The sequence below is a fragment of the Curtobacterium sp. MCBA15_001 genome, from assembly GCF_001864835.1.
In the GTDB taxonomy this organism is placed as follows: domain Bacteria; phylum Actinomycetota; class Actinomycetes; order Actinomycetales; family Microbacteriaceae; genus Curtobacterium.
This window is the reverse complement of record NZ_MJGI01000023.1, coordinates 93,550-117,745: the sequence shown is the minus strand read 5'-3', so window position 1 is coordinate 117,745 and position 24,196 is coordinate 93,550. Positions and strand designations below refer to the sequence as shown.

At 72.3% G+C, this 24,196-nt stretch carries 24 protein-coding genes; 8 read left to right on the top strand and 16 right to left on the bottom strand.

The genetic code is table 11. From position 1 onward, the window contains the following. Positions 1-4 precede the first annotated feature (4 nt). Positions 5-463, bottom strand: a complete 459-nt coding sequence (locus BIU90_RS09930) for a hypothetical protein (protein ID WP_083403854.1) — start codon at positions 461-463, stop codon at positions 5-7. Continuing rightward, positions 460-1,902, bottom strand: coding sequence for a molybdopterin-dependent oxidoreductase (locus BIU90_RS09925; protein WP_254787004.1), 1,443 nt, complete (start codon positions 1,900-1,902; stop codon positions 460-462). The genes BIU90_RS09930 and BIU90_RS09925 overlap by 4 nt, the downstream gene beginning before the upstream one ends. Between BIU90_RS09925 and BIU90_RS09920 the strand changes: the two genes are divergently transcribed. Genes BIU90_RS09920 through BIU90_RS09910 form a run of 3 tightly spaced genes read left to right on the top strand, consistent with a single transcriptional unit; the run spans position 1,843 to position 4,573 of the window. Beyond that, on the top strand, positions 1,843-3,255 hold the full coding sequence (locus tag BIU90_RS09920) for a glycosyltransferase family 87 protein (RefSeq protein WP_217640911.1): 1,413 nt from the start codon (positions 1,843-1,845) through the stop codon (positions 3,253-3,255). The two genes, BIU90_RS09925 and BIU90_RS09920, sit on opposite strands and share 60 nt — an antisense overlap. After that, positions 3,252-4,331: a GTP 3',8-cyclase MoaA gene (gene moaA / locus BIU90_RS09915; protein ID WP_083403852.1), complete on the top strand. Its 1,080-nt coding sequence runs from the start codon at positions 3,252-3,254 to the stop codon at positions 4,329-4,331. Before BIU90_RS09920 ends, moaA begins: the two co-directional genes overlap by 4 nt. 2 nt (positions 4,332-4,333) lie before the next feature. After that, positions 4,334-4,573, top strand: coding sequence for a MoaD/ThiS family protein (locus BIU90_RS09910; RefSeq protein ID WP_071300063.1), 240 nt, complete (start codon positions 4,334-4,336; stop codon positions 4,571-4,573). A gap of 10 nt (positions 4,574-4,583) precedes the next feature. Here the strand turns inward: BIU90_RS09910 and BIU90_RS09905 are convergent, their stop codons facing one another. The 5 genes from BIU90_RS09905 to BIU90_RS09885 all read right to left on the bottom strand — a co-directional run bounded on the left by BIU90_RS09905 (position 4,584) and on the right by BIU90_RS09885 (position 8,775). Continuing rightward, on the bottom strand, positions 4,584-5,603 hold the full coding sequence (locus BIU90_RS09905; RefSeq protein ID WP_071300062.1) for a sulfate/molybdate ABC transporter ATP-binding protein: 1,020 nt from the start codon (positions 5,601-5,603) through the stop codon (positions 4,584-4,586). After that, entirely contained in the window at positions 5,600-6,400 is an 801-nt protein-coding gene (locus BIU90_RS09900; protein WP_071300061.1) for an ABC transporter permease, read from the bottom strand. The genes BIU90_RS09905 and BIU90_RS09900 overlap by 4 nt, the downstream gene beginning before the upstream one ends. Next, a complete protein-coding gene (gene modA / locus BIU90_RS09895; RefSeq protein WP_175470183.1) occupies positions 6,397-7,203 on the bottom strand; it encodes a molybdate ABC transporter substrate-binding protein in 807 nt (268 codons plus the stop codon). The genes BIU90_RS09900 and modA overlap by 4 nt, the downstream gene beginning before the upstream one ends. A 62-nt stretch (positions 7,204-7,265) precedes the next feature. Beyond that, complete coding sequence (locus BIU90_RS09890) at positions 7,266-8,384, bottom strand: HesA/MoeB/ThiF family protein (protein ID WP_083403851.1); 1,119 nt, start codon at positions 8,382-8,384, stop codon at positions 7,266-7,268. Continuing rightward, on the bottom strand, positions 8,371-8,775 hold the full coding sequence (locus BIU90_RS09885; RefSeq protein ID WP_071300059.1) for a molybdopterin-binding protein: 405 nt from the start codon (positions 8,773-8,775) through the stop codon (positions 8,371-8,373). Before BIU90_RS09885 ends, BIU90_RS09890 begins: the two co-directional genes overlap by 14 nt. Positions 8,776-8,988: 213 nt before the next feature. On the opposite strand from BIU90_RS09885, the gene BIU90_RS09880 reads away from it, so the two are divergent. Together BIU90_RS09880 and BIU90_RS09875 are read left to right on the top strand one after the other, a co-directional pair. After that, positions 8,989-10,590, top strand: a complete 1,602-nt coding sequence (locus tag BIU90_RS09880) for a glycosyltransferase family 39 protein (protein WP_175470182.1) — start codon at positions 8,989-8,991, stop codon at positions 10,588-10,590. Positions 10,591-10,633: 43 nt separating this feature from the next. After that, on the top strand, positions 10,634-11,149 hold the full coding sequence (locus BIU90_RS09875) for a GNAT family N-acetyltransferase (protein WP_071300057.1): 516 nt from the start codon (positions 10,634-10,636) through the stop codon (positions 11,147-11,149). 75 nt (positions 11,150-11,224) lie between these two features. Here BIU90_RS09875 and BIU90_RS09870 read toward each other — a convergent pair whose 3' ends face one another. The 5 genes from BIU90_RS09870 to BIU90_RS09850 form a co-directional block, all read right to left on the bottom strand. Continuing rightward, the gene (locus BIU90_RS09870; protein ID WP_071300056.1) at positions 11,225-12,157 is read right to left on the bottom strand and encodes a 4-(cytidine 5'-diphospho)-2-C-methyl-D-erythritol kinase; all 933 of its coding nucleotides are present in this window, start codon (positions 12,155-12,157) and stop codon (positions 11,225-11,227) included. 9 nt (positions 12,158-12,166) lie between these two features. Continuing rightward, on the bottom strand, positions 12,167-13,471 hold the full coding sequence (locus BIU90_RS09865) for an O-acetylhomoserine aminocarboxypropyltransferase/cysteine synthase family protein (RefSeq protein ID WP_071300055.1): 1,305 nt from the start codon (positions 13,469-13,471) through the stop codon (positions 12,167-12,169). After that, on the bottom strand, positions 13,468-14,568 hold the full coding sequence (locus tag BIU90_RS09860) for an LLM class flavin-dependent oxidoreductase (RefSeq protein ID WP_083403849.1): 1,101 nt from the start codon (positions 14,566-14,568) through the stop codon (positions 13,468-13,470). The genes BIU90_RS09865 and BIU90_RS09860 overlap by 4 nt, the downstream gene beginning before the upstream one ends. An 84-nt stretch (positions 14,569-14,652) precedes the next feature. After that, on the bottom strand, positions 14,653-15,642 hold the full coding sequence (locus BIU90_RS09855; protein ID WP_071300054.1) for a RimK family alpha-L-glutamate ligase: 990 nt from the start codon (positions 15,640-15,642) through the stop codon (positions 14,653-14,655). A gap of 93 nt (positions 15,643-15,735) precedes the next feature. Continuing rightward, on the bottom strand, positions 15,736-16,578 hold the full coding sequence (locus BIU90_RS09850; RefSeq protein ID WP_071300053.1) for a helix-turn-helix transcriptional regulator: 843 nt from the start codon (positions 16,576-16,578) through the stop codon (positions 15,736-15,738). Between the two features lie 102 nt (positions 16,579-16,680). Here BIU90_RS09850 and BIU90_RS09845 point away from each other — a divergent pair, with 102 nt between their 5' ends. Beyond that, the gene (locus BIU90_RS09845) at positions 16,681-17,418 is read left to right on the top strand and encodes an SDR family oxidoreductase (protein WP_071300342.1); all 738 of its coding nucleotides are present in this window, start codon (positions 16,681-16,683) and stop codon (positions 17,416-17,418) included. 49 nt (positions 17,419-17,467) lie between these two features. Beyond that, complete coding sequence (locus BIU90_RS09840; protein WP_071300052.1) at positions 17,468-18,139, top strand: GntR family transcriptional regulator; 672 nt, start codon at positions 17,468-17,470, stop codon at positions 18,137-18,139. Between the two features lie 54 nt (positions 18,140-18,193). Here BIU90_RS09840 and rsmA read toward each other — a convergent pair whose 3' ends face one another. The 4 genes from rsmA to rsmI form a co-directional block, all read right to left on the bottom strand. Then, complete coding sequence (rsmA, locus tag BIU90_RS09835; RefSeq protein ID WP_071300051.1) at positions 18,194-19,045, bottom strand: 16S rRNA (adenine(1518)-N(6)/adenine(1519)-N(6))-dimethyltransferase RsmA; 852 nt, start codon at positions 19,043-19,045, stop codon at positions 18,194-18,196. After that, positions 19,042-19,956 (bottom strand): TatD family hydrolase, encoded by a 915-nt coding sequence (locus BIU90_RS09830; protein ID WP_071300050.1) that lies wholly within the window; start codon positions 19,954-19,956, stop codon positions 19,042-19,044. The genes rsmA and BIU90_RS09830 overlap by 4 nt, the downstream gene beginning before the upstream one ends. Continuing rightward, positions 19,953-21,530, bottom strand: a complete 1,578-nt coding sequence (gene metG / locus BIU90_RS09825; protein WP_071300049.1) for a methionine--tRNA ligase — start codon at positions 21,528-21,530, stop codon at positions 19,953-19,955. The genes BIU90_RS09830 and metG overlap by 4 nt, the downstream gene beginning before the upstream one ends. Before the next feature lie 121 nt (positions 21,531-21,651). Beyond that, positions 21,652-22,473: a 16S rRNA (cytidine(1402)-2'-O)-methyltransferase gene (gene rsmI / locus BIU90_RS09820; RefSeq protein ID WP_071300341.1), complete on the bottom strand. Its 822-nt coding sequence runs from the start codon at positions 22,471-22,473 to the stop codon at positions 21,652-21,654. 54 nt (positions 22,474-22,527) lie between these two features. Between rsmI and BIU90_RS09815 the strand changes: the two genes are divergently transcribed. After that, positions 22,528-24,159 (top strand): dolichyl-phosphate-mannose--protein mannosyltransferase, encoded by a 1,632-nt coding sequence (locus tag BIU90_RS09815; RefSeq protein ID WP_254787002.1) that lies wholly within the window; start codon positions 22,528-22,530, stop codon positions 24,157-24,159. The last annotated feature ends 37 nt before the right edge of the window (positions 24,160-24,196 follow it).

Sequence of the window (24,196 nt, the reverse complement as noted above, 5' to 3'; positions counted from 1 at the left end):
CATCCTACGAAGAGGTTGTCGGTTCAACCAGCGGCTCGGAGCCTCGACGCCGAGCCGTGACCCACCCGACGACCAGCACGGCGATGACCACGACGAGCAGCGCACCCTCGACCAGCAGCAGCCGCGTGGTGTAGTCGAACGGCACGACGGTCGGGTTCTTCGCGCCGTGGGCCTTCGCCGCGATCTCGGGCAGCACCACGAGCGCCAGGACGCTGCCGAGCACCACCGCCGCCTGCACCACGACGAGCACCCAGGTGCGCAGGGCGCGTCCGGCCCGGCGCAGCCCCAGCCCGACGAGCACGACGAACGGCGACAGGATCGCGTCGTGCAGCACGACCGCGGCGATCAGCCACGTCGCCAGCCCGCCGATCCGGTTCGGCCGCACGGTCTCGATCATCGTGTACGCCCCGAAGGCCAGCACGAGCACGCCGAGCACGGCCAGGGTGATCCGCGCGGCCCTCACGAGCGCACCTCGATCCGCTCGATCCACTTGGTCTGCAGCACGCCGGGCCGCCCGGGAGCGATGATCCGCGCGGGGAACCCGTGGTCCAGGTCGAGCGTCCCGCCGTTGAGCTCGAGCGCCACCAGCGTCGTCGGGTCCGAGGCGTACTCGGGCCCCATGTCCATGATCCGGTAGCCGCCGTGGCGCTCCAGGCTCGTCACCCGGACGTCCGACGCCGGGTCGGCCTGCACGGCCTCGAGCAGGTCCCGCATGCGCACGCCCTTCCACGTCCCCATCTGGCTCCAGCCCTCCACACACGAGATCGGCAGCTCGACCATGGTCATCCCGAGCGCGACGAGCTCGGCGCGCGAGAACGTCCGCGTGACGGCCGGCCCCACGACGGTCAGCGTCCAGTCCGCGGCGGTCGCGGTCGCCAGCACACCGGCGGCACGCGCGGTGCGGTTCACCGGCAGGTCGTTCGGTCCGCGGTGGCGCTGGCGGGGCGCGAAGACGTTGAACGGCTCACCGAGTCGCGAGGACTGGCCGACGGTCAGCACGACCACCCCGGCCGTCGCCGCGGCGATCCCGGCGAAGAACCCGCGACGGGCCACCCGCTGACGGCGCCCGGCACGCGGCTGGCGGTCCGCACGCGGCTGGTCGTCCGGACGGGAGGCCCGACTCGGCTCCGCCCCGTCGGCCCAGCGCATCACGCGACCCGTGATCCCCCGGGGGTACGTGGCGGAGTCGCCACGAGCCTCCAGTCCGTACTCCGGCAGCTCGCTGCCCACCGAGCCGTCGTGGACGAACCGACCGTCGGCGTCGTAGGCGTCGCGCGCTCGCCAGTAGCGGGCGATGATCCGCAGCTTCGCGGCGATGTGGATGGCCAGCGACCCGATGAGCACGTAGGACAGCGCGTAGTGGACCTGGCGGAACGGGAACGGCCACGGGTACCACTGGTACGTGTTCACCAGACCGGTGCCGACCTGCACGATCGCGGCGGACACGAACACCGCGATCGAGAGTCGCTCGAGCAGGTGCAGCACGCCTCGGACGGGCGGGTCCTGCGCCAGGGCGGGCATCACGGTGTTGAGCTTGGCGAGCAGCAGCGGGATGATCGCGATCCCGGCGGTGATGTGCAGCCCCTGCGTGAACTGGTAGAGCTGCGTCGGCCGGGTCGGGAAGCGCATCCAGGGCAGCGGGTCCTGCAGGAAGTGGCTGTAGAGCCCGGTGCCGAAGCAGATCAGGAAGGCGATGCCGAGCAGCCGACCGAGCACGACGGCGCTGCGGGCGTTGCGGTTCGGCGACGCCATCGCGGAGCGGGCCTCGTGCAGGGCGCGGCGGACGATCGTCGGTAGCCTCGACGCACCATGCGACTGCGACTCGGCCATCCCCTGCCCACTGTGATCGCCGTCGTCGGCGTGCTGGCCCTGTCGGGCGTCATCGCCGTCGGCGTCACGCATCTGGGGTTCCTCCGGTCCGGTCATCGACTGTCATTCGTCACGTGGACCCTGATCGCTTGGGCGGTGTTCGTGATCGCGGTCCTGGCACTGCGCTGGGTCCCGGCACGACTGGTGACCATCATCGTCCTCGGAGGCGCTCTCGTGGTGGGACTCGCCGCCCTCGCCGGACCCCCGAACACCAGCACGGACTCGGCGCGGTACGCGTGGGACGGCATCGTGCAGCATGCCGGGATCTCCCCCTACGCGTACACACCCCAGTCCGAGGCGTTGGCACACCTGCGCCCGGACTGGCTGTTCCCGGACAAGGTGGGCGGCACGTGCACGCCGCTCGAGCCGCGGTACCACGGGCTCGGCGACGGCGCGGACGGGCACTGCGTCGCGATCAACCGCGTCGACGTGCCGACGATCTACCCGCCGCTCGCCGAGATGTGGTTCGCGCTCGTCCGCGCAGTGGTGCCGGCCACCGCACAGTACCTGCCGTTGCAGGTCGCTGGGCTGGTCGTGTCGCTCGGCGTCACCGTCGGCCTGCTCGTCGTGCTGCGGCGGATGGGGCGTCCGACGTGGTGGGCCGCGCTCTGGGCCTGGTCGCCGCTCGTCGCGTCCGAGGCCGTGACGAACTCGCACGTCGACCTGCTGGGCGCCGCGCTGGCCACGGCCGGTGCGGTGCTCGTCGCGTTCGGACGGCCGGTCTGGGGCGGCATCGCCCTCGGCGCCGCGACCGCCGCCAAGCTCATCCCGGCGATCGTCTACCCGCCGTTGCTCGGTCGGTGGCGGCACTGGTGGGCGATCCCGGTCGGCATCGCCGTGTTCGGGTTGCTCTACGTGCCGTACGTCATCAGCACCGGGGCGAAGGTGCTCGGCTACCTGCCCGGGTACCTGAGCGAGGAGGGCTACGAGGACGGCTCCCGCTTCGCCCTGGTGTCGTTCGTGGTGCCGGGAGACGCCGCGACCGTCGTCGTCGGGTTGGTCGTGCTCGTCGCCGCGGTGCTGGCGTGGCGGCTCTCCGACCCGGCACGACCGTGGTCCGGCGAGGTCCTGATGATCGGCGTGACCTTCCTCGCCGTCACCCCGCGGTACCCCTGGTACGCCCTGCTGCTCCTGCCGTTCGTGGTGCTCTCCGGCCGCTGGGAGTGGTCGTCGATCGGCCTGGCCATCACCGTGCGCGGGCTCTGGGTGAACGCCGACGCCTACCGCTGGTGGCTGCTCGGGGCGATCGCGCTCATCGTCGTCGTGACCCTGGTCCGCACCGACCGGCAGGACTGGCTGCGCTGGCGTGACCGACTCGTCCCGGCGCGGTGGCGGGACAGGTCGGTCCAGGAGCGTCGGGCGCGCGACGTATCATCGCTGCCATGACCGCCGTCGCGCTCCCGGCCACCGGGCTGCTCCGCCGGGTCCGCACCGAGACCGCCGTCCCGCCACGACCGGAGGGCGACCCCGGGCTGGTCGACCGCTTCGGGCGTCGCGCCGTGGACCTGCGGGTGTCGCTGACCGAGCGCTGCAACCTCCGCTGCACGTACTGCATGCCCGCCGAGGGGCTGCCGGTGATCCCCTCGGACGCGCTGATGACCGCGGCCGAGATCGAACGGCTCGTTCGGCTCGGAGCCGAGCACCTGGGCGTCCGCAAGGTCCGGTTCACCGGCGGCGAGCCCCTGCTCCGCGCCGACCTGGTCGACGTGATCGCCCGGTGCGCCACCCTCGGCGTCGAACTGTCGCTGACCACGAACGCCATCGGTCTCGCCGGTCGGGCGCAGGCGCTCCGCGACGCCGGGCTCGTCCGGGTGAACGTCTCGCTCGACACCGTCGACCCGGACGTCTTCGCCACCGTGACCCGACGTCCGTTCCTGACGCGTGTGCTCGACGGCATCGCGGCCGCCGACGCCGCCGGGCTCGGGGTCAAGGTGAACGCGGTGCTGCTGCGCGGGGTGAACGACCACCTGGCGGTCGACCTGCTCGCGTGGTGCCTCGAGCGCGGCCACGAGCTGCGCTTCATCGAGCAGATGCCGCTCGACCCCGGGCACGCCTGGGACGGCACGTCGATGGTGACCGCCGCCGAGACCCGCGCGGCGCTCGGCGAGCACTACGTCCTGACGCCGGACCAGGCTCCGCGCGACGGTGCCCCGGCGGAGCGCTTCCGCGTCGCGTCCCGCACGACGGGTGCGCACCTGGGCACCGTCGGCGTCATCGCGAGCGTCACCGAGTCGTTCTGCGCGGACTGCACCCGCACGCGACTGACCGCCGAGGGACACGTGCGCAGCTGCCTGTTCTCCGACGAAGAGTCCGACCTGCTCGGCGCGATGCGGGCCGGCGCCTCGGACGAGCAGGTCCTCGACCGGTGGCGCCGGGCGATGTGGGCGAAGCCCCGCGACCACGGGGACGACGCCGACGGCATGGTGCACCCGTCCCGCGGCATGAGCGCGATCGGGGGCTGACGATGACGACGATGCGCTTCTTCGCCGCGGCCCGCGCTGCGGTCGGCACCGAGCAGACCACGGTCGACGCGGCGACGCTCGAGCAGGCGCTGCAGGGGCTCGACGCGGCCGACCCGGCACGGTGGCGGGCGCTGCAGGAGCGCTGCTCGTACCTGGTCGACGGCCTCAGCACGCGGGACCGCACGACGTCGCTCGACGGCGTGGACCTGGTCGACGTGATGCCGCCCTTCGCCGGCGGCTGACCAGCTCCGGTCAGCGCGGGGAGACGTCGACCTCGTCCGGCGGCACGGCGATGTGCACGGTGTCGCCCGGGGCCAGCCCGAGCCGTGCAGCGGCAGCGACGGTGACGTCGGCGACGAGCTCGCCGGCCCGCACCCGCACGAGGCCGTCCCGCGGCTCGAGGGCGGTGACGGTGCGCTCCGGCCCGTCGCCGGTCCGGGACACGACGGCGGCCGTCGGGTGCCACGCGGCCAGGACTGCACGGCCGGGAGGCTCGGCGTGCGCCCGCGACGCCAGCTCGCCGCCGCCGTCCAGCGCGACCCCACCGCGCGTGGCCGTCCCCGGGGCGAGCACCAGACCCGAGAACGCGGCACCGAAGGCGCTGGTCGGTCGTGCGAGCACCGTCCCGACGGGGCCGGACTCGACGACCCGGCCACCCTCGACCACGACGATGCGGGACGCGAGCGCGACGACCTCGACCGGGTCGTGCGTGACGAGGATGCTCGGCCGTCCGGCGACCGCGGCGCCGAGGGCCCGTCGGACGTCCGCGCGCGCCTCGACGTCGAGCGCCGAGGTCGGTTCGTCCAGCAGCAGCACCGCGGGGTCGGCGGCCAGGGCCCGTGCGATGGCCACCCGCTGCGCCTGCCCACCCGACAGCGTGGCCGGGGCACGGTCTGCCAGGGCGACCGCGTCGACGGCGGCCAGGGCCGCGTCGGAGCGGAGCCGCGCCTCCCGTCGGTCCACGCCGGCCGCACGCGGACCGTAGCCGACGTTGCGGGCCACCGACAGGTCCGGGAACAGGTCCGGACGTTGCCCGAGCAGGCCGACCCGGCGACGGTGTGGCGGGACGGCACGGCGGCCGTCGTCCACGGTCCGCCCGTCGACCTCGATCGTGCCGGCGTCGATCGTCAGGAGCCCGGCGACCGCCTCGAGCACCGAGGTCTTGCCGGCACCGTTCGGCCCCACGACGGCGACGCACTCGTCGGGGGCGACCTCGAACGCGACGTCGAGGTCCCGGTCCCGCAGGACCACGTGTACGCGCAGCCCGGTCATGCCAGGGCCGTCCTGGCCCCACGGAGCGAGGTCGCACCGATGACCACGACCGCGACGACCACCAGCACGAGCGCGAGCGCGACCGCGGTGTCCGGGTCGATCTCCCGCTGCAGGTAGATCTCCAGTGGCAGGGTCCGCGTGACGCCCTGCAGGCTGCCGGCGAAGGTCAGCGTCGCGCCGAACTCGCCGAGCGCCCGGGCGAAGCAGAGGACCAGGCCCGACGCGATGCCGGGCAACGCCCGCGGGATCGTCACGGTGACCAGCACGCGGGTGGGTCCGGCGCCCAGGGTGGCCGCGACCTGTTCGAGCCGGTCGCCGCCGACGCGCAGGGCCCCCTCGACGGCGGACACCAGGAACGGCATCGCGACGAAGGTCTGCGCCATCACGACGGCGACGGTGGTGAACGCGATGCGGATGCCGTGGTCGTCGAGGAAGCTGCCGACCGGTCCGATCCGGCCGAACCCTGCCAGGAGCGCCAACCCGCCGACGACGGGCGGCAGCACCAGGGGCAGCAGTACGAACGCCCGCGCCACCCCGACCCAGCGGGACCGGACGCGCGAGAACAGCACGGCCAGGGGCAGGCCCAGCACCAGCGCGATGCCGGTCGCGGCAGCCGCCGTGCCCAGGCTCAGGCCGAGCGCGGTGAGCGACGCGGGCGACCCGACCAGGGCACCGAACGACGACCAGTCGACCCGGCCGACCATCGCCAGGACGGGGACGACGACGAACAGCCCGCCGAGCACCGCGGGGACCGGGAGCCACCACGGGACGGCCGTGCGGGGCCGCCGGTCGGTCATGGCTGCCCGAAGCCCGCGGTGCGGAGCACCTGCGCGCCTGCGTCCGACCGGACGAAGGCGCTGAACGACGCCGCGAGCGCCGCGTGCTGCGAGCCCTGCACGACGCCGATCGGGTACGTGTTGACGGCCTTCGACGCGGCCGCGAAGTCGACCCCGTCGACCTTGCCGTCGGCGCCCCGCACGTCGGTGACGTACACCAGTCCGGCGTCCGCCTGCCCCGACTCGACCTTGCCCAGCACGTCGGTGACGGACTGCTCCTCGCTGACCGGACGCAGCGTGACCCCACTCGCCTGCTCCACCGCGTGCGTCGCCGCACCGCACGGCACGGGTGCGGCGCAGGTGACGACCTGCAGGCCGGACGCGGTCAGGTCCTGCAGGTCCGCGATCCCCTTCGGGTTGCCCGGGGCGACGGCGATCTGCAGTGTGTTGGTGGCGAACGCCGGGGTGCCGCCGGCGATCAGGCCGGCGTCGGTGAGCTTGGTCATGTTCTTCTCGTCCGCGCTGGCGAAGACGTCGGCGGGGGCACCGTTCTGGATCTGGGAGACGAGGTCGCTCGACCCCGCGAACGAGAACGTCACGGTGGTGCCGGGGTGCGCACGCTCGTAGTCCTTGCCGAGCGTGGTGAAGGTCTGCTGCAGGGACGCCGCGGCGAACACCGTGATCGACCCGGTCGGCGTCGCACTGGCGGAGGCGCCGTTCCCGCCGGTGCTCGCGCTGCTGCCGCCGTTCCCGGGGCCGCCGGCGCTGCACCCGGCCAGCAGGAGCACGAGGGCGGTGGCCGCGAAGGCGATGGACTTGCGCATGTGGATCCCCATCCGGAAGCGCACGTGCGGCGTCCCGGTTCGATCCTAGGCGCAGATGCGGATCACGATGTCGGTCGTCCCTCGCCGAGCCACGCCTGCATGCCACCGTCGAGGACGACGCTCGGACGCCCGGAGGACGCCGCCCACGCGATCGCCCGCGGGCCACGCGCGCAGACGACCACGAGGTCCTGCGCCTCGGGTGGCAGCTCGTCGGGCGTGAGGGCGCCGGCGATCACCCCGGCGGCCCGCTCCTCGGGGGTGCGGACGTCGACCACGACGACGGGGTCCGCGGGGTCAGCGAGCCGGGCGGCGAGTGCCGCCGGGGCGATGCGTGCGGGCTCGACGATCTCCGGGGGCGCCGGACGCCGCGACGCCGGCCCACGGCGCAGGGGGCTCTCCGTCCAGTGCCACCGGCGGGCGTCCACGGTGAGCACCCGACCGACCAGGGGTTCACCGAGCCCAGCGACGAGTGCGGTGACCTGCGCGGCCATCACGGACCCGACAGCGCCGCACAGTGCGGGCAGCACCCCGTCGAGCGCGCACGACCCCTCGTCCGGCTGCACGTCGGGGTGCAGGTCGTGGAAGTCCACCGCGGTCCCGGTGACCGTCCCGGCGTCGTCGAACACCGCGACCTGGCCGTCGTAGCCGAGCACGGTCCCCCAGACGAACGGCACCCCGACCGCAGCGCACGCGTCGGACACGGCCCGGGTGACGACCACGGAGTCCGCGGCGTCGACGACCACGTCGTGCCCGGCGACCATCGCGGCGTCGAACCGACGCACGAGCGCCTCGACGCGGGCCTCGGGGTCGACCGCCCGGGCACGGGCAGCGGCCACCTCGGCCTTGGACGACCCGACGTCCGCCGTGGTGAAGAGGGTCTGCCGAGCCAGGTTGGACGGGTCGACGGTGTCCGGGTCGACGATCGTCAGTCGGCCGATCCCGCTGCCGGCCAGGTAGGCGACGACCGGCGCGCCGAGGCCGCCCGCGCCGACGACCAGGACCCGGGCCGCCGCCAGGCTGTGCAGCGTGCCGTCCCCGCCGGCGTCCAGCGCCGCGGTCCGCGACCCGAGGGTCCGGCGGGCAGCGCTGAGCACGGGTGCCTGCGCGGCAGCGCCAGCGGGCTTCGTCACCGGGGTCGGAGTGGTCTGCATCGCCTGGGTCGGAGTGTCACTCGTCGTCACGGGGCGCCTCCACCGTGACCATCGTCGCCTTGACCGATGCCGTCGCGACCGAACCGACCTCGAGCCCCAGGTCGCGGACGGCTTCGGCGCTCATCAGCGACACCACCCGGTGCGGGCCGCACTGCAGCTCCACCTGCGCCATCACCGTGTCGACGACGACGTCGGTGACGATGCCGACGAAGCGGTTCCGCGCCGAGCTCCGGCGAGCGTCCGGGTCCACCAGCGCCGCACCCTGCGCCTTCGCGTGCTCGGCGAGCTCCCGCCCGTCGACGACCGCCCGCCCGGCGTCGTCCGAGAAGCGCGTGAAGGTCCCCGCGTCCACCAGCCGTCGGACGGTGTCGTCACTGACCCCGAGGTAGCGGGCGGCATCGCGGACACGCAGGCGGCTCATGCCCGGATGCTAGCCGCTCGGAGCGCGTACCACGCTGCTGCCGTCCGACGCGGGCCACGGTTTCCTGTGAGGACTGTCGATCCCGGACGTGCGCTTCCCAGTCGTCTGGGCCGTCCCACGGGGTCGCTGCCCAGGAGCCGCCGATACCGTGGGGCTGTGAGCGCACCTCGGACCGGTACCATCAGCGTCCCTCGGCCGCTGTCCGCACCCACCGTGCGCAGTCGGCTCCAGGGTGCCACCGGTGCGGTCAGTGCAGCGGTCGTCCGGACGCCGGAGCTCACCGTCGGCGCACTCGCCGTCGTCGCGACCGCCGCGTTCTCGTGGGTGCCGTCGCTCTGGTACGACGAAGCCGCGACGGTCACCAGCGCGACGCGCAGCTGGCCCCAGCTCTGGGCGGAGCTCCACTCGGTGGACGCCGTCCACGGGCTGTACTACGCCCTGATGCACGTCTGGTTCTGGCTCGTCGGCTACACGCCCTTCACGCTCCGGTTCCCGAGCGCCCTCGCGATCGGCGTGGCCGCCGGGCTCGTCGTCGCCCTGGGTCGTCGACTGGGCGGACGGCGACTCGGCATCGTCGCCGGCATCGTCTTCCTCGCACTCCCCCGCGTGCAGTGGGCGGGCGGCGAGGGGCGTCCCTACGCGACGATCACCGCGCTGTCCGTCTGCCTGACCCTCGTCGGTCTGACCGCCGTCCGACGCACCCGCTCAGGGCGACGTCCTGCACTGTGGTGGACGGCGTACGGCGTCCTGGCGCTCGTCGCCGTGACCTTCAACGTCTACCTCGCGCTCGCCGTCGTGGCGCACGCGGTCGCCCTGGTCTGGACCGGGCTGGCCGAACGTCGTCGGGACCGACAGTCCGCGCTGTCCATGCGGGGCGGCCTCAGCGCGCAGCCCCTGGTCGGACGGCGAACCCTGCGACGCTGGGCGATCGCTGCCGGCGCGGCCGCGGTCATCGCAGCGCCCTTCGTGCTCGAGGTCATGTCCCAGTCCAAGCAGGTGGGGTGGATCAGCGGCATCACGTCACGCACCGCCGACCAGGTCTTCGCGACCGCGTGGTTCGGCGGTCTCGGCTGGTACGCCGCAGTGGCCTGGGTCCTGATGGCCGTGGGTGTCGTCGCCGCCGTCGTCCAGGCGCACCGCCGCAGCCCGTCGGTGCGTGCCCTGTTCCGGATGCAGGCCGTCCGAGTCGCGCTGCCGCTCGCCATCCTGCCGGCCGCCGCACTCGTCGGCGCCACCGCGGCGGGCGAGCACCTCTGGTCGCCGAAGTACGCCAGCCTGAGCCTGCCGTTCGTGGCGCTGCTCATGGCGATGGCGATCACCCTGGTTCGACCGAAGGCGTGGCTCGTCGGCGCACTGGCGGGCGTGCTCGTGCTGTCGATCCCCAACGCCTACGACGTCAAGACCCCGCTGTCGAAGCAGGACTCCACCTGGGCACAGGCGGCGGCGATCGTGGCCAGTGCCCGCGACGCCCGGCCAGATGCCGACGAGGGGATCATCTACGGCAGCGTGTACCGCCACCCCGGCGCCACGGCCGACATCATCCGCGTGTCCTACCCCGAGGCCTTCACCGGCATGACGGACCTGGGCGTGCGGAAGAACGGCGCCGAGAGCGGCGTCCTGTGGAACCAGACGGGTGACCTCGCCACGACCGTCCCGGAACGCCTCGGCGACATCGACACCGTGTGGTTCGTCGGCGGGACCTCGCGCAACATCGAACCCGAGGCTGCGTCCGTGCTGGCGCAGCACGGTTTCGTCGCCGAGCACCACTGGAAGACCGGCAAGGTGATCCTGACGGAGTACACGCGCGCCAGCTGAGCACCTGCGCGGCCTCGGTGCAGCGCTGTGCCATGCTGCGAGGATGCGCCACGACGTCCGCCTGATCGCACCGGCCGACGCCGGACCGCTCGCCGATCTGCTCGTCCGGAACCGGGCCTGGCTCGCGCCGTGGGACCCCGCACGCCCCGAGTCGTACTTCACTGTCGATGGGCAGCGGGCCGAGATCGACGCGTGTCTGCGCCGCCGGGGTCGCGGACAGATGCTGCCGCTCGTCATCACGACGGACGACGTGGTCGTGGGGCGCCTCAACGTCAACTCGATCGTCCGCGGGGCGTTCGACTCGGGGACGCTCGGGTACTGGGTCGCCGAGGAGTCCGCCGGCCACGGTGCGGCGACCGCGGCCGTCGAGCTCGCGGCGCGGATGGCGTTCGACGGACTCGGGCTGCACCGGCTCGAAGCGGGGACGCTCCCGCACAACGTCCGGTCGCAGCGGGTCCTGCAGAAGAGCGGCTTCGAGCGGTACGGCTACGCGCCGAAGTACCTCAGGATCGCCGGCGACTGGCAGGACCACGTGCTGTTCCAGCGCCTGGCCGACTGACCCGCGAAGCACACGGCTCCGCCGCGCAGCACGCGCGCACCGTGCAGGACGCCCGCGCCGTGCAGCGGGCTCGCGTCAGTGCAGCACGCGCGCGCCGTGCACGGGTCCGGTGGCCCGCACGGCGACGAAGCCCGCGGCGCTCAGCGCGACCTGCACCTCGAGCGCGCTGTCACGGTCAGCGACCAGGAACGCCACCGTCGGCCCGCTGCCGGACACCAGCCCGGCGAGCGCGCCGGACTTCTCCCCGAGCTCCAACGTCGTCGCGAGCGTCGGCTGCAACCGCATCGCCGGGGCCTGCAGGTCGTTGTGCAGGCAGTCGGCCAGCAGGTCAGGATCCCCGGCACGCAGGGCCTGCAGCACGTTCGTCTCCACCACGGGCATCGACGGCGCCGGCGCGATGTCCGCCCGGTAGCGGTCCCGGTGCGCGTCGAGCGCCCGGTACACCTGCGGGGTGGAGAGCCCGTCGTCGCTGAGCGCGAGCACCCAGTGGAACTCGCCCTTCGCCAGCGCCGGGCTCAGTTCGTCGCCTCGGCCCGTGCCGACCGCCGTCCCGCCCGCGAAGGCGAACGGCACGTCGGCACCGAGCTGCGCGGCGATGCGCAGCAGTTCGTCCCGCCCGAGGGCCGTGCCCCAGAGCGTGTCCACGGCCAGCAGCGTCGCGGCGGCGTCGGCCGACCCGCCGCCCATGCCCCCGGCGACGGGGACGCGCTTCTCGATGGTCAGGCGCACCCCGCCCGTGTACCCGGCCGACTCGGCGACCATGCGTGCGGCGCGGATGGCCAGGTTCGTCTCGTCGACGGGCACGGCAGAGGTGTCGATCGAGCCGGTGAACGTGACCGAGAAGTCGTCGGCGTGCTCGGCGACGACGTCCTCGAACAGCGAGACCGCCTGGTACGCCGTCGCGACGTCGTGGTAGCCGTCGTCCTGCAGGGCCCCGACGGACAGGAACACGTTGATCTTGCCGGGAGCGCGCGTCCGGACGCGGGTCGGTGCGGCCAGCGACGTCATGCCCCCAACCTATCCCGCGCGCGCTGCGGCGAAACCACGCTCCAGGTCCGCCAGGATGTCGTCCGGGTGCTCGAGACCGACCGACAGCCGGATCAGCCCCTCGCCGACCCCTGCCGCCGCGCGCTCGGTCGGCGTCATCTGCACGTGGGTCGTGGACGCCGGGTGCACGACGAGGGACCGCACGTCGCCGATGTTCGAGACGTGGTCGAAGAGCTCCAGCGCGTCGACGAACCGTCGTCCCGCTGCCACCCCGCCGGCCAGGTCGAACGCCAGCACCGCCGAGGGACCGGCCGGCACGTAGCGCTGCTGCAGGTGGTGCCAGGGCGACCCGGGCAGGCCCGCGTAGTGCACGTGCTCGACCTGGTCGTGAGCGTCGAGCCAGGTGGCGACGGTGGCCGCGTTCGCCACGTGCCGGTCCATGCGGAGCGACAGGGTCTGGATGCCCTGCAGCACCAGGAAGGCGTTGAACGGGGCGATCGCAGGCCCGAGGTCGGCGGACAGCTTCGACCGGGTGCGCTGGATGAAGGCACGCCGACCGAACTTCTCGGCGAAGTCCGTGTTCGCGAACCCGGAGTGCTCGGTCGTGGTCAGCTGCGGGTACTGCTCCGGGTACGCGGCCCAGTCGAAGTTGCCGCTGTCGACGATGATCCCGGCGATCGCACTGCCGTGCCCGGCCAGGTACTTCGTCGCCGAGTGCACGACGATGTCCGCACCGTGTTCGATCGGTCGGACCAGGTACGGCGTGGCGATCGTGTTGTCGACGATGAGCGGCACGCCCGCGTCGTGCGCGACACCGGCGACCCCGGCGAAGTCCAGGACGTCACCGCGGGGGTTCGGGATCGACTCCCCGAAGAACGCCCGCGTCTCCGGACGGACCGCGGCTGCCCACTCGGACAGGTCGGTCGGGTCCTGCACGAACGTGAACGCGATGCCCAGGTCCCGCAGCGTGGACGCGAAGAGCGTGTACGTCGCGCCGTACAGCGACGCGCTCGACACGACGTGGTCGCCGGCCCGGGCGAGTCCGAGCACCGCGAGGCTCGTCGCCGCCTGCCCGGACGCGAGCGCCAGGGCGCCGACACCGCCCTCGAGGTCCGCGATCCGCCGCTCCAGCGCCGCGGCCGACGGGTTGTTCACGCGCGAGTACGTGTGCCCGGGCGCGTCGAGCAGGAAGCGCTCGGCGGCGTCCTCACCCGAGGGGTAGACGAACGCGGCCGTCTGCGCGATCGGCGGCACGTTCGCACCCCACCCCGGGTCCGCCTTGTAGCCGGCGCGGATCTGCCGGGTCTCGAACCGCCAGCCGTCCTCGACGCTCATGCGCTGCCCAGTCGTATCGGGCTCGCAGGCTCGCCCGGCGCGTCGGCGGCGCCGCGCCGCGACGCTCCACCAGCCGACGCGCGGACGAGCGGGATGACCTGCTCGCCGAAGCGCTCCATCTCCTCGAGCTGCGGCGAGAACTGCAGCAGCAGCGTGTCCACGCCGGCGTCCTCGTACTCGCGGATCCGGTCCACCACCTGCTCCGGGGTCCCGACGAACTGCGGACGCAGCCCCCGGTTCGACACCGAGTAGTCCTCGAGCGACGGCACGTGCTCCAGCTGCGACTTCGAGATGAAGTCCTGGTACGACTCGTACGCCTTGCCGTGCTGCACGTCGGTGATCCGCGCGAGCTCGGCCTGCGCTTCCGCTTCGGTGTCGCGCACGATCGCGTAGGCGGCCATGCCGAACGCCTCGAACGGCGGCAGCCCGGCCTCGTCCCGACGGCGACGCATGTCGGCGATCTTCGTCCGGAGCTCCTCGACGGTGCCACCGTGGGTCACGTACGCGTCGGCGTACCGGGTGATCGAGGCCTTGCCGGCCTCGCTCTCACCCCCGGCGTAGATGCGGGGCGTCACGCGCGGCTTCGGCTCGAGGTGCGCGTTCTCGACGTCGTAGTACTCGCCGTGGAACGAGTACGGCGTCTCGCGCCACAGGCCCTGCATGATCTCGACGAACTCGGCCGTGCGCTTGTAGCGGTCGTCGTGCTCGGAGAAGATCCCGCCGTACTGCCGTGCCTCTTCGGCCCACCAGGCACTCACCACGTTGAAGGTGAAGCGGCCGCCGGAGATGTCGTCGATCGTCGCCGCCTGCTTCGCCGTCACGGCCGGCAGGTGGTACCCGGGGCGCATCGCCGCCATGATCTCGAGCCGGTCGGTCGTCGCCGCGATGGCCGCGGCGAGCGCCCACGCTTCCAGGCTCGGGGCTGCGGTGCCCTTGATGTCGTTGAGGTTGAGCTCCGGCACGAGCGTCAGGTCGAAGCCGATCTGCTCGGCGCGCTGCGCCAGGCGCTTGACGTAGTCGAAGGTGACCGGCATCTGCTCGTCGTCGACGTTGCGCAGCCAGCCGCCGAAGAGCGGGGTCCAGTATCCGAATCGCACGGGGGTTCCTCAGGTGGGGACGGTCGGACTGGAGGCTCGGTGGCGGTGCCGAGCCGGGCCTCCCGTCCGGTGGGTGGTCGGGTCTCAGGCCGTGGTGACGGCCGCGTACTGCTCCGTCAGGAGCGCACCCAGGTAGCGGGCGATGGAGCGCGGGCCGGAGGCCGGCGCGGTCTCCTCGACCGCCGGGTTGTAGTTCGTGTTGGTGTTGATGTCGTAGACGACGGTGCGGCCGTCGGTGGTCTCCATGAACTCGACGCCCGCGATGGTGATGCGCTGGTCGGCCAGGAACGTGCGGAGCTGCTGCACGAGGGGGTGCGTTGCCGTGACCTCAGTGCGGACTTCGAACGGGCTCGGCTCGTTCGCTCCGGGGACGTCGCAGACGGCTCCTGCGATGACCTGGGGGACCTCGCACGCGTCGGCGGGGCAGAGCTCGAAGCTGCCCGCGCTCGTGTCGACGCGGACGGCGTAGACGAACTCGCCGCCGACGAACTCGACGCGGGTGATGAAGGGCTCGCGGGCCGTCAGGTACTCCTGCAGCAGGGTGATGCCGTCGACGGGTTCCTCGAACTCGGGACTGTCGACGTAGGCGTCGAACTCCGCGAGCGAGTCGAAGCGACGGACACCGAGGCCCTTGCCGCCCTGGTTGTGCTTCGTGATGAAGGGGACGTCCCGCCCGCCGGTGAAGGTGTGCGCGGCGTCCTTGAGTGTGGACTTCCCGAAGACCGCGGTGGTCCGGGGGACGTCGAACCCGGCGCGCTGGAGCAGCCCGTGCTGGGCGACCTTCGACACCTCGAGTTCGAGGACGTGGCTGCCGCCGACGACCTGGCGACCGGCGCGCTCGAGGTGCCCGAGGAGGGCGCGGGTGTACTCCTTGCTGTGCTCGTGCCCGCGGGTGTGGCTGCTGGCCGACATGCGGCTCCAGTACACGCCCGGTTCCGGCTCGCTGGTGAGGTCGAGCTGGCCGTCGGTCAGCAGGATCTCCTGGACCGGCACGCCCTCGGCCTCGAAGGCAGCGGCGAGCGGCGGGAACCACTCGGGGTTCTCGTGGATGACGTACACGCGCGGAGTGCTCACCCGTCCACCCTAGGCACCGCGCCCCGGCGGCTGCCAGGAGTGTGACGCGGTGTTGCTGGTGGGGCGCTGCCGCGCTGCCCGCAGTGTGCGAGGTCAGCGGGCGAAGGTCTGGCGCCCGACGACGGCGAGCAGGTCGAGCTTCTGCGCGTCCTCGCTGCCGGCCGGAGCCGTGAAGAGCAGCAGCGCCTGGGTCTGGTTCGTCGTGTGCAGCACCTGGCAGTCGACGGTGATGCGCCCGAGTTCGGGGTGCACGAAGGTCTTGCGGTCCTCCCACCGGCTGGCCACCTCGTGCAACGACCACAGCGCTGCGAAGTCCGCGCTGTTCGCCTCGAGCTCCGCGATGAGCTGCATCGCCCGACGGTCCCCCGGTCCGGCCGCACCCACCGCCGCACGGAGCGCAGCGACCTGGGCGCGCGCGAGTCGGTCGTGCTGCTCGGGGGCGTAGCGGGCCGGTTCGGCGGCGGTCATGAACCACCGCCACGGCTGGTAGCGCTCGTTGCCGGCGAGCCCGACGGTACTGCCGAGCAACGCCGCCGCGAGCGCGTTCTCCACGAGGGTCTCGCCGAGGTCGCTCACCACGATCGCGGGGGTGTCGTCGAGCCGGTCGAGCACCCGGAGGATCGCGGGGTCGACGTGGTCCGTCCGGTACACCCGCGCCGGGGCAGTGTGTCCGGCCAGGCGGAACAGGTGGTCACGTTCGTCCAGGCTGCAGCGGAGCGCCCGGGCGATCGCCTGCACCATCTGCTCGGACGGCTGCGGGCCGCGCTGCTGCTCGAGTCGTGTGTAGTAGTCCGCGGACATCCCGGCGAGCGCCGCGACCTCTTCGCGCCGGAGCCCGGGCGTGCGACGCCGCGCGCCGGTGCCGAGCCCGACGTCCTCGGGGCGCAGGCCCTCGCGGCGTCGGCGCAGGAAGTCGGCGAGGGCAGGACGGTCCATGCCGTCCAGTCTCGTGCGCACGAGCCCCTCGTGCCAGGGACCGCCGGTCCCCCGATGTCCGCACTCTGGTTGCCCCTGCCGCGGTGCCGGATCGTCGTCGTCATGGACATCACCACCTCGACCGTCTTCATCTCCGGCGCGACCTCGGGCATCGGCCTGGGCCTCGCGCTCCGACTCCAGCAGGCCGGCAGCACCGTCGTCATCGGCGGGCGCCGGGCCGCACTGCTCGACACCCTGGCCGCCGAGCACGGCTTCGACACCGTCCAGATCGACGTGGACGACCCGGCCTCGATCACCGCTGCCGCCGAGGCCGTCATCGCATCGCACCCGTCGCTCGACGCGATCGTGACGATGTCGGGCATCATGCGTCCGGAGGACCTGCGGTCGTCCGAGCACCTCGCCGTCACCGAGGCAACGGTCACGACGAACTTCCTGGGCACGGTCCGACTGGTCGACGCCTTCCTGCCGCACCTGCTCGAGCAGCCTGCCGCGACCGTCATGACCGTGTCGTCGGGCCTCGCGTTCACGCCGCTCGCTCCGACCCCGACCTACAGCGCGATGAAGGCCGCGGTGCACTCGTACACGCTGTCCCTCCGTCAGCAGCTCGTCGGCTCCCCGGTCGAGGTGCTGGAACTCGCCCCACCGGCCGTCGCGACGGACATCCAGGGTGTCGGCGTGGACTTCGGCGGGATGCCCCTCGAGGCGTTCCTCGACGAGGTCGTGTCCCTCCTGCGCGCCGGTGCCGGGCCGGAGGTCCTCGTGCAGAACGTGCTGCCGCTGCGGTGGGCGGAGCGCGACGGGACGCAGCAGCAGCTCATCGAGCGGCTCGCCGGGCGCTAGCAGTGGAGCGGGTGCTGATATTCCGCATTCCGTGCAGACTGGAAGCGAGATGGCACACGACGACGACACGAGTACCCGGATCCTGCTCTCCCACGAGGTGGAGGCGGGGCTCCGCAGAGCCATCCTGAGCGGGCGGTTCCGACCCGGTGAGGTGCTGCGCGACCGAGACCTCCTGGCGCTCTACGGCGTGTCGCGGACTCCGGTGCGCGAAGCGCTCCACGCCCTGGAACACGCCGGACTGGTCGAGGTCCTGCCGAACCGCGCGGTCCGCGTGGTCGATCCCGCGCCGGACGGAGCGCTCTGCGCACTGCAGACCCTCGGCGTCCTGATGCGCGGGATCGTCCGCACGGCCGGACAGATGCTCGCGGGTCCGCGGGCGACCTCGCTCACGATGATCGACGAGACACTCGCCCGGCTCGAGCACCAGGACCGACGGGCCATCGACCGCGTCGCGGCCGGGTACTACCGCGGCTGGGCCGAGCTCACTCCGAACCCGGTTCTGCGTGGTCGGGCGCACCAGGTCATGGACGGGCTGTCGTACCGCGTCCGCTTGGCGTCGGGGCGGTCGGAGGTGCCCTGGGAGCACCTCATCCAGGCGAACACGGCGTTGCGGCGTGCGGTCGACGACGGGCTGCCCGACGCGGCCGTCAGCGCGATCGAACGGATGCACTTCCTGGACGACGACCGTCCCGCGGACGACCGAGCCCGGACGGGACCCTGACGGGCGTTGGCCCGCAGCAGGTTCAGCCCACGGCGGGGTCAACCCGCAGCGGGGTCAGCCTGCGGCGGCGAGGACTGTGCGCCCGAGCCGGACGAAGTCGTCGACGCCGAGTTCCTCGCCCCGCGCCGTCGGTGCGATCCCCGACGCCTCGAGGACCTGGGACGCGTGCGCACTCCCCCCGAGCACGCCGGACAACGCCTGCCGGAGCATCTTCCGACGCTGCTGGAACGCGGCGTCGACCAGGGTGAACACCCGCGACCGCAAGACCTCGTCGCCGGGCGGGTCGTGTCGCTGGAAGCCCACCAGGACACTGTCGACGTTGGGCACCGGCCAGAAGACCTGCCGCGAGACCTGACCGGCGATCCGCCACGAGCCGTACCAGGCGGCCTTGACGCTCGGCGACCCGTAGACCTTGCTGCCCGGATCGGCGGCGAGCCGGTACCCGACCTCGGCCTGCACCATGACGAGCGAGCGCTCGATCGAGGGGAACGTGGCAAGCAGGTGCAGGAGCACGGGTACGGAGATGTTGTACGGCAGGTTCGCGACGAGGTGCGTCGGGGCGACGGGCAGGTCGTCCGCAGTGACCGTGAGCGCGTCCTGGTGCACCACCGTCAGCTGCGCCGAGGGCTGCATGGTCGACACCGTCGTGGGGAGCTGTGCGGCCAGCCGGGCGTCGATCTCCACGGCGGTGACGGCAGCGCCGGTCTCGGTCAGCCCGAGTGTCAGGGACCCCAGGCCCGGACCGACCTCGAGCACGCGGGACTCGGCGCTGACCCCACCGGCGACGACGATGCGGCGCACGGTGTTGGCGTCGTGCACGAAGTTCTGGCCGAGCTTCTTGGTGGGCGTGACGTCGAGCTGCGATGCGAGCTGCCGGATCTCGGCGGGCCCGAGGAGCGCGCTCACTGCTCGACCGAGATCGGCTCGGCGTCCCACGCGCCGTACACCAGTTCGGTGTTGGACGCGATCTGCGCCGCGAGCATCGACGGGTCGGTCCCGATCGTCTCGGCCATCGAGCGCAGGGTGAGCGGGATCAGGTACGGCGCGTTCGGCCGACCGCGGAACGGCGTCGGCGTCAGGTAGGGCGCGTCGGTCTCGATCATGATCAGGTGGCGCGGGGCGGTGATCAGGGCGTCCCGCAGCGACTGCGCGTTCTTGAACGTCACGGTGCCGGCGAACGACATGTACCAGCCCCGCTCGGCGCACAGGCGTGCCAGGTCACGGCCGCCGGAGAAGCAGTGGAACACCGTCTTCTCCGGAGCACCGACCCGGTCCAACACCTGCACCACGGCGTCGTGCGCGTCGCGGTCATGGATGGTCAGTGCGAGGTCGTGTTCCTTCGCGATGCGGATGTGCTCCTCGAACGAGCGGATCTGGGCATCGCGGCCGGACTCCCCGGTCCGGAAGAAGTCGAGGCCGGTCTCGCCGATCGCGCGGACCCGCGGCAGGGCGGCCAGCGCTTCGATGCCCGCCAGGTGCTCGTCGAGCAGGCCCTGTTCGTGGAGCACGGGTGCTTCGTTCGGGTGCAGCGCCACGGCGGCGAGGACGCGCGGCTCGCGTGCTGCGATCTCGGCCGACCACTGCGAGGTCGCCAGGTCGGTGCCGACCTGCACGACGCCGCGCACGCCGACGCTCGACGCCCGGTCGAGGTGCTCGCGCCAGTCGAGCGCGCCCTCGGGTCCGCCGTCCGCGATCTCCATGTGCGTGTGGTTGTCGTACACGGGGACCACGAGCGGCTGGGGCAGCGGCGGGTACGACAGGTCGCGCTTGGAGCCCTCGGCGCCGTCGCCGCGGGACCGCAGGTGGGCGTCGGTCACGCTGCGCCCTGCTCGGCCTGCTCGATGCGCGGGAACAGCCCGGACTCGAGCTGCGTCACCGCGGACGCGCCCTGCCACTCCCAAGCGCGGTCGACCCGCTGCTCGGCGATGGACCCGCCGGCGCCGATGGCGGCCCAGAGCTTCTCGGTGGCCTTCGGCATCACCGGCGAGACGAGCACCGCGACGGTCCCGAGGCCACGGAGCGCCGTCGCCAGCACGGTGCCGAGACGCTCGCGCTGCGCGTCGTCCTTGGCGAGGGCCCACGGCTGCTGCTCGGTGATGTACCCGTTCAACGCGTCGACGAGTTCCCACGTGGTGGTGATGGCGTCGTGCGGGGCGAACCCGGCGATCGCCGCGTCCGCGCGCTCGGTGACGCTCTGCGCCAGGGCGTCGATCGCCCGGTCCGACGCGGACAGGTCACCGCGGGCCGGGACCGTGCCACCGAAGTACTTCTCGATCATGGCCAGGAGTCGGGAAGCCAGGTTGCCGAAGCCGTTCGCGAGCTCGGCCTGGTAGCGCGCCGAGATGTCCTCCCACGAGAAGTTGCCGTCCTGCCCGAAGGTGATGGCGCGGAGGAAGTAGTAGCGGAAGGCGTCGGAGCCGAACGTGTCGGTGATCTCCGACGGCGCGATGCCGGTCAGTTTGGACTTCGACATCTTCTCGCCGCCGACGAGCAGCCAGCCGTGCCCGAACACGCGCTTCGGCACGGGCAGTCCGGCAGCCATCAGCATCGCCGGCCAGATCACCGCGTGGAACCGGGCGATGTCCTTGCCGACGACGTGCACGCTCGGCCAGAGGCGACGGAAGGCTTCGTCGTCGTCGGACCCGTAGCCGAGCGCGGTGACGTAGTTGAGCAGCGCGTCGAACCACACGTACAGCACGTGGTCCTTGTCCCACGGGATCGGGATGCCCCAGTCGAAGCTCGACCGCGAGATCGACAGGTCACGCAGCCCCTGCTTGACGAAGGAGACGATCTCGTTGCGGACGCTGTCCGGCTGGATGAACTCGGGGTTCGACTCGTACAGGTCGAGCAGCGGCTGCTCGAAGTCGGACATCCGGAAGAAGTAGTTGCGCTCGGACAGGACCTCGACCGGGATCGAGTGGATCGCGCAGACCTGCTGCCCCTCGTACGCGCCGGTGCCCGCGACCAGGTCGCTCGGCTGCTTGTACTCCTCACACCCCACGCAGTAGAAGCCCTCGAACTCGCCGGCGTAGATGTAGCCGTCGTCGTACAGCTTCTGCAGGAAGGCCGTCACGCCGCGCTCGTGGCGGGCGTCCGTGGTGCGGATGAAGTCGTCGTTGGCGACGTCGACCGTGTCGAGCAACGGCTTCCACGCGTCGTTCACCAGCCGGTCGGCCCACTCCTGCGGGGAGACGTCGTTCGCGCTGGCCGTGCGCAGGATCTTCTGCCCGTGCTCGTCGGTGCCGGTGAGCAGCCAGGTGTCGTCGCCGCGCTGCCGGTGCCAGCGCGCGAGGACGTCCGCTGCGACCTCGGTGTACGCGTGCCCGATGTGGGGCACGTCGTTCACGTAGAAGATCGGCGTGGTGATGCTGAACGAGGAGCCGTCGGACATGCGGACCATCCTACGGGCGCAGGCCTCCCCCGTGACGCGGCCGGCGGCCGCCTGTGGAGAACTCGTGACGGGAGGAGCGGGGCGGGCCCGCACCGGGCCTCCCGACCGGTGGTGGTGCTGACTACCGCGCCGCGAGCGCGCCTTCGTACAGGTCCCGCTTCGACAGCCCGGTCGCGTCCGCGACGGCGGCCGACGCCTCCTTCATCCGCGTGCCGGCGGCGACCCGCTCGAGGACGAGGCGGACGCCGTCCTCGAGCGAGACCTCGTCGACGGAGCCGGACGCGCCCGCCACGACGATGCAGATCTCACCGCGCACCCCGTCGGCGGCCCACTCGACCAGCGCGTCGAGCGGACCACGCTCGACCTCCTCGTAGAGCTTCGTGAGCTCACGGCAGACTGCAGCGCGGCGCGAACCGCCGAACCCGGCGGCCATGTCCGCGAGCGTGTCACCGAGCCGATGCGGCGACTCGAAGAAGACCATCGTGCGCTGCTCCCCCGCGAGCGCCTCGAACGCGCGCCGACGCTCCCCCGGCTTGCGCGTCGGGAACCCCTCGAAGGTGAACCGGTCCGTCGGGAGCCCGGAGACGGCGAGCGCCATGAGGACCGCGGACGGGCCGGGCAGCGCGGTGACGGTCACACCGGCGGCAGCCGCAGCCTCGACCAGGGGGAACCCGGGGTCGCTGATCGCCGGCATCCCGGCGTCCGTGAGCACGATGACGTCCTGGTCCCGCGCGAGCTCGACGACCTCTGCTGCCTTCGCCCGCTCGTTGTGCTCGTGCAGCGCGATGAGGCGCGGGCGGTTCTCGATCCCCAGTGCGCGCATGAGGTGGATGGCGGTCCGGGTGTCCTCCGCTGCCACGACGGTCGCGTTCGACAGGGTCTCGACCAACCGGCGCGACGCGTCGCCGAGGTTGCCGATGGGGGTTGCTGCGAGGACGATCACGGGGACCATTGTGGTCGCAGCCGACCCGTGTGCGGCATCCGTAGGATGCTGCGGGTGACCACGGACCTGGCTGAGACGCTCGACACTGCGCCCGCAGCGCCCCGTGGCTCGCGCCTGGACGACTGGTGGGCGCGGTTCCTGTCGGTCTCCTGGCGGTTCGCCGCCTGGCGCTGGGGAGGCCCGATCGCGGTCACCGTCATCGGCGCGTTGCTGCGGCTGATCGACCTGGGCCGGCCGCACTCGCTCGTGTTCGACGAGACGTACTACGTCAAGGACGGCTGGTCGATCGTCCACCTGGGCTACGAGGGCACGTGGCCGGCGAACCCGTCCGACAGCTCGGCCCCGACGACCGACCAACGCTTCGCGGACGGGCAGACGAACCTGTTCACGAGTGCCGCCGAGTTCATCGCGCACCCGCCGCTCGGCAAGTACCTGATCGGGCTGGGGATGCTGCTGTTCGGGCCGGACAACGCGTTCGGCTGGCGCTTCGCGGTCGCAGTGCTCGGGATCGCCACGGTGTTCCTGGTCGCGGTCATCGCCCGCTCGCTGTTCCGGTCGACGTTGATCGGGACGCTCGCGGGCGGGTTCATGGCCCTCGACGGGCAGGCGATCGTGATGTCGCGGGTGACCCTGCTCGACGGGATCGTGACGTTCTTCGTGCTGCTCGGCTTCGGCGCACTGTTGCTCGACCGGCGCTGGACCGAACGACGTCTCGACGCCTGGGTGGCTGCGCGCGCTGCCGCCGGACGCGCCACGCTGTGGGGCCCCGTCCTGTGGTGGCGGCCGTGGCTGTTGGCGATGGGGCTCGCGATGGGACTCGCGACGAGCACGAAGTGGACCGGGATGTACTTCCTGGCCTTCTTCGCCGTGTACTCCGTGCTGAGCGACATGATGCTGCGTCGCCGAGCGGGGATCGAGTTCTGGTCCTCGAGCGCGGTCCTGCAGCAGGCACCCGTCACCTTCCTGCTCACGGTGCCGATCGCCGCGGTGACCTACGTCGTGTCGTGGACCGGCTGGTTCCTGTCGAAGGACGGCTGGGACCGGAACTGGCTCGCCTCGGGCGGGCACCGCTTGACCGGCGTCCTCGCCTGGGTGCCGGACAGCCTGCAGAACTGGTGGCACTACCAGTCGGAGATCTACGGCTTCAACATCGGCCTGCACACCCCGCACGCGTACCAGGCGAACCCGTTGCTGTGGCTGTTCATGCAGCGCCCGACGTCGATGTACTACGTGGGGACGAACGCCGGACAGGACGGGTGCATGGTCGACCGCTGCGGCGCGGCGATCACCGGGGTCGCGAACCCGTTCATCTGGTACCCGGCCGTCGCCGCGGTGGTGGCACTGCTCGTGCTGTTCGTCACCCGGCGGAAGTGGGAGTACGGCTTCGTCGTGATGGGCGTCGCGGCGGGGTACCTGCCGTGGCTGCTGTACGTCGACCGGACGGTGTTCCAGTTCTACACGATCGCCTTCGAGCCCTTCATGGTGATGGCGCTGGCCGCCGCGGTGGGGCTGCTGCTCGGGTCACGCGACGATCCCCGCCCCCGACGGACCCGCGCGATCGTGTGGATCGGCGTGTACCTCGGCGTGGTGGTGCTGGCCTCGGCGTACTGGTACCCGATGTGGTCGGCGATGCAGGTGCCGTGGGACTTCATCCGGTCGCACTACTGGCTGCCGAGCTGGTTGTAGGCGGCTGGTCGGCGTCGGGACGTTCCGGACGTTCCGG

Coding starts and splice junctions, on each gene's coding strand:
- BIU90_RS09925 (WP_254787004.1), bottom strand. CDS start 1,902: ATGCGTGACGCCGACGGCGATGACGCCCGACAGGGCCAGCACGCCGAC.
- moaA (WP_083403852.1), top strand. CDS start 3,252: ATGACCGCCGTCGCGCTCCCGGCCACCGGGCTGCTCCGCCGGGTCCGC.
- BIU90_RS09910 (WP_071300063.1), top strand. CDS start 4,334: ATGACGACGATGCGCTTCTTCGCCGCGGCCCGCGCTGCGGTCGGCACC.
- BIU90_RS09905 (WP_071300062.1), bottom strand. CDS start 5,603: ATGACCGGGCTGCGCGTACACGTGGTCCTGCGGGACCGGGACCTCGAC.
- BIU90_RS09900 (WP_071300061.1), bottom strand. CDS start 6,400: ATGACCGACCGGCGGCCCCGCACGGCCGTCCCGTGGTGGCTCCCGGTC.
- modA (WP_175470183.1), bottom strand. CDS start 7,203: ATGCGCAAGTCCATCGCCTTCGCGGCCACCGCCCTCGTGCTCCTGCTG.
- BIU90_RS09885 (WP_071300059.1), bottom strand. CDS start 8,775: ATGAGCCGCCTGCGTGTCCGCGATGCCGCCCGCTACCTCGGGGTCAGT.
- BIU90_RS09875 (WP_071300057.1), top strand. CDS start 10,634: ATGCGCCACGACGTCCGCCTGATCGCACCGGCCGACGCCGGACCGCTC.
- BIU90_RS09870 (WP_071300056.1), bottom strand. CDS start 12,157: ATGACGTCGCTGGCCGCACCGACCCGCGTCCGGACGCGCGCTCCCGGC.
- BIU90_RS09865 (WP_071300055.1), bottom strand. CDS start 13,471: ATGAGCGTCGAGGACGGCTGGCGGTTCGAGACCCGGCAGATCCGCGCC.
- BIU90_RS09850 (WP_071300053.1), bottom strand. CDS start 16,578: ATGGACCGTCCTGCCCTCGCCGACTTCCTGCGCCGACGCCGCGAGGGC.
- BIU90_RS09845 (WP_071300342.1), top strand. CDS start 16,681: ATGGACATCACCACCTCGACCGTCTTCATCTCCGGCGCGACCTCGGGC.
- BIU90_RS09840 (WP_071300052.1), top strand. CDS start 17,468: ATGGCACACGACGACGACACGAGTACCCGGATCCTGCTCTCCCACGAG.
- metG (WP_071300049.1), bottom strand. CDS start 21,530: ATGTCCGACGGCTCCTCGTTCAGCATCACCACGCCGATCTTCTACGTG.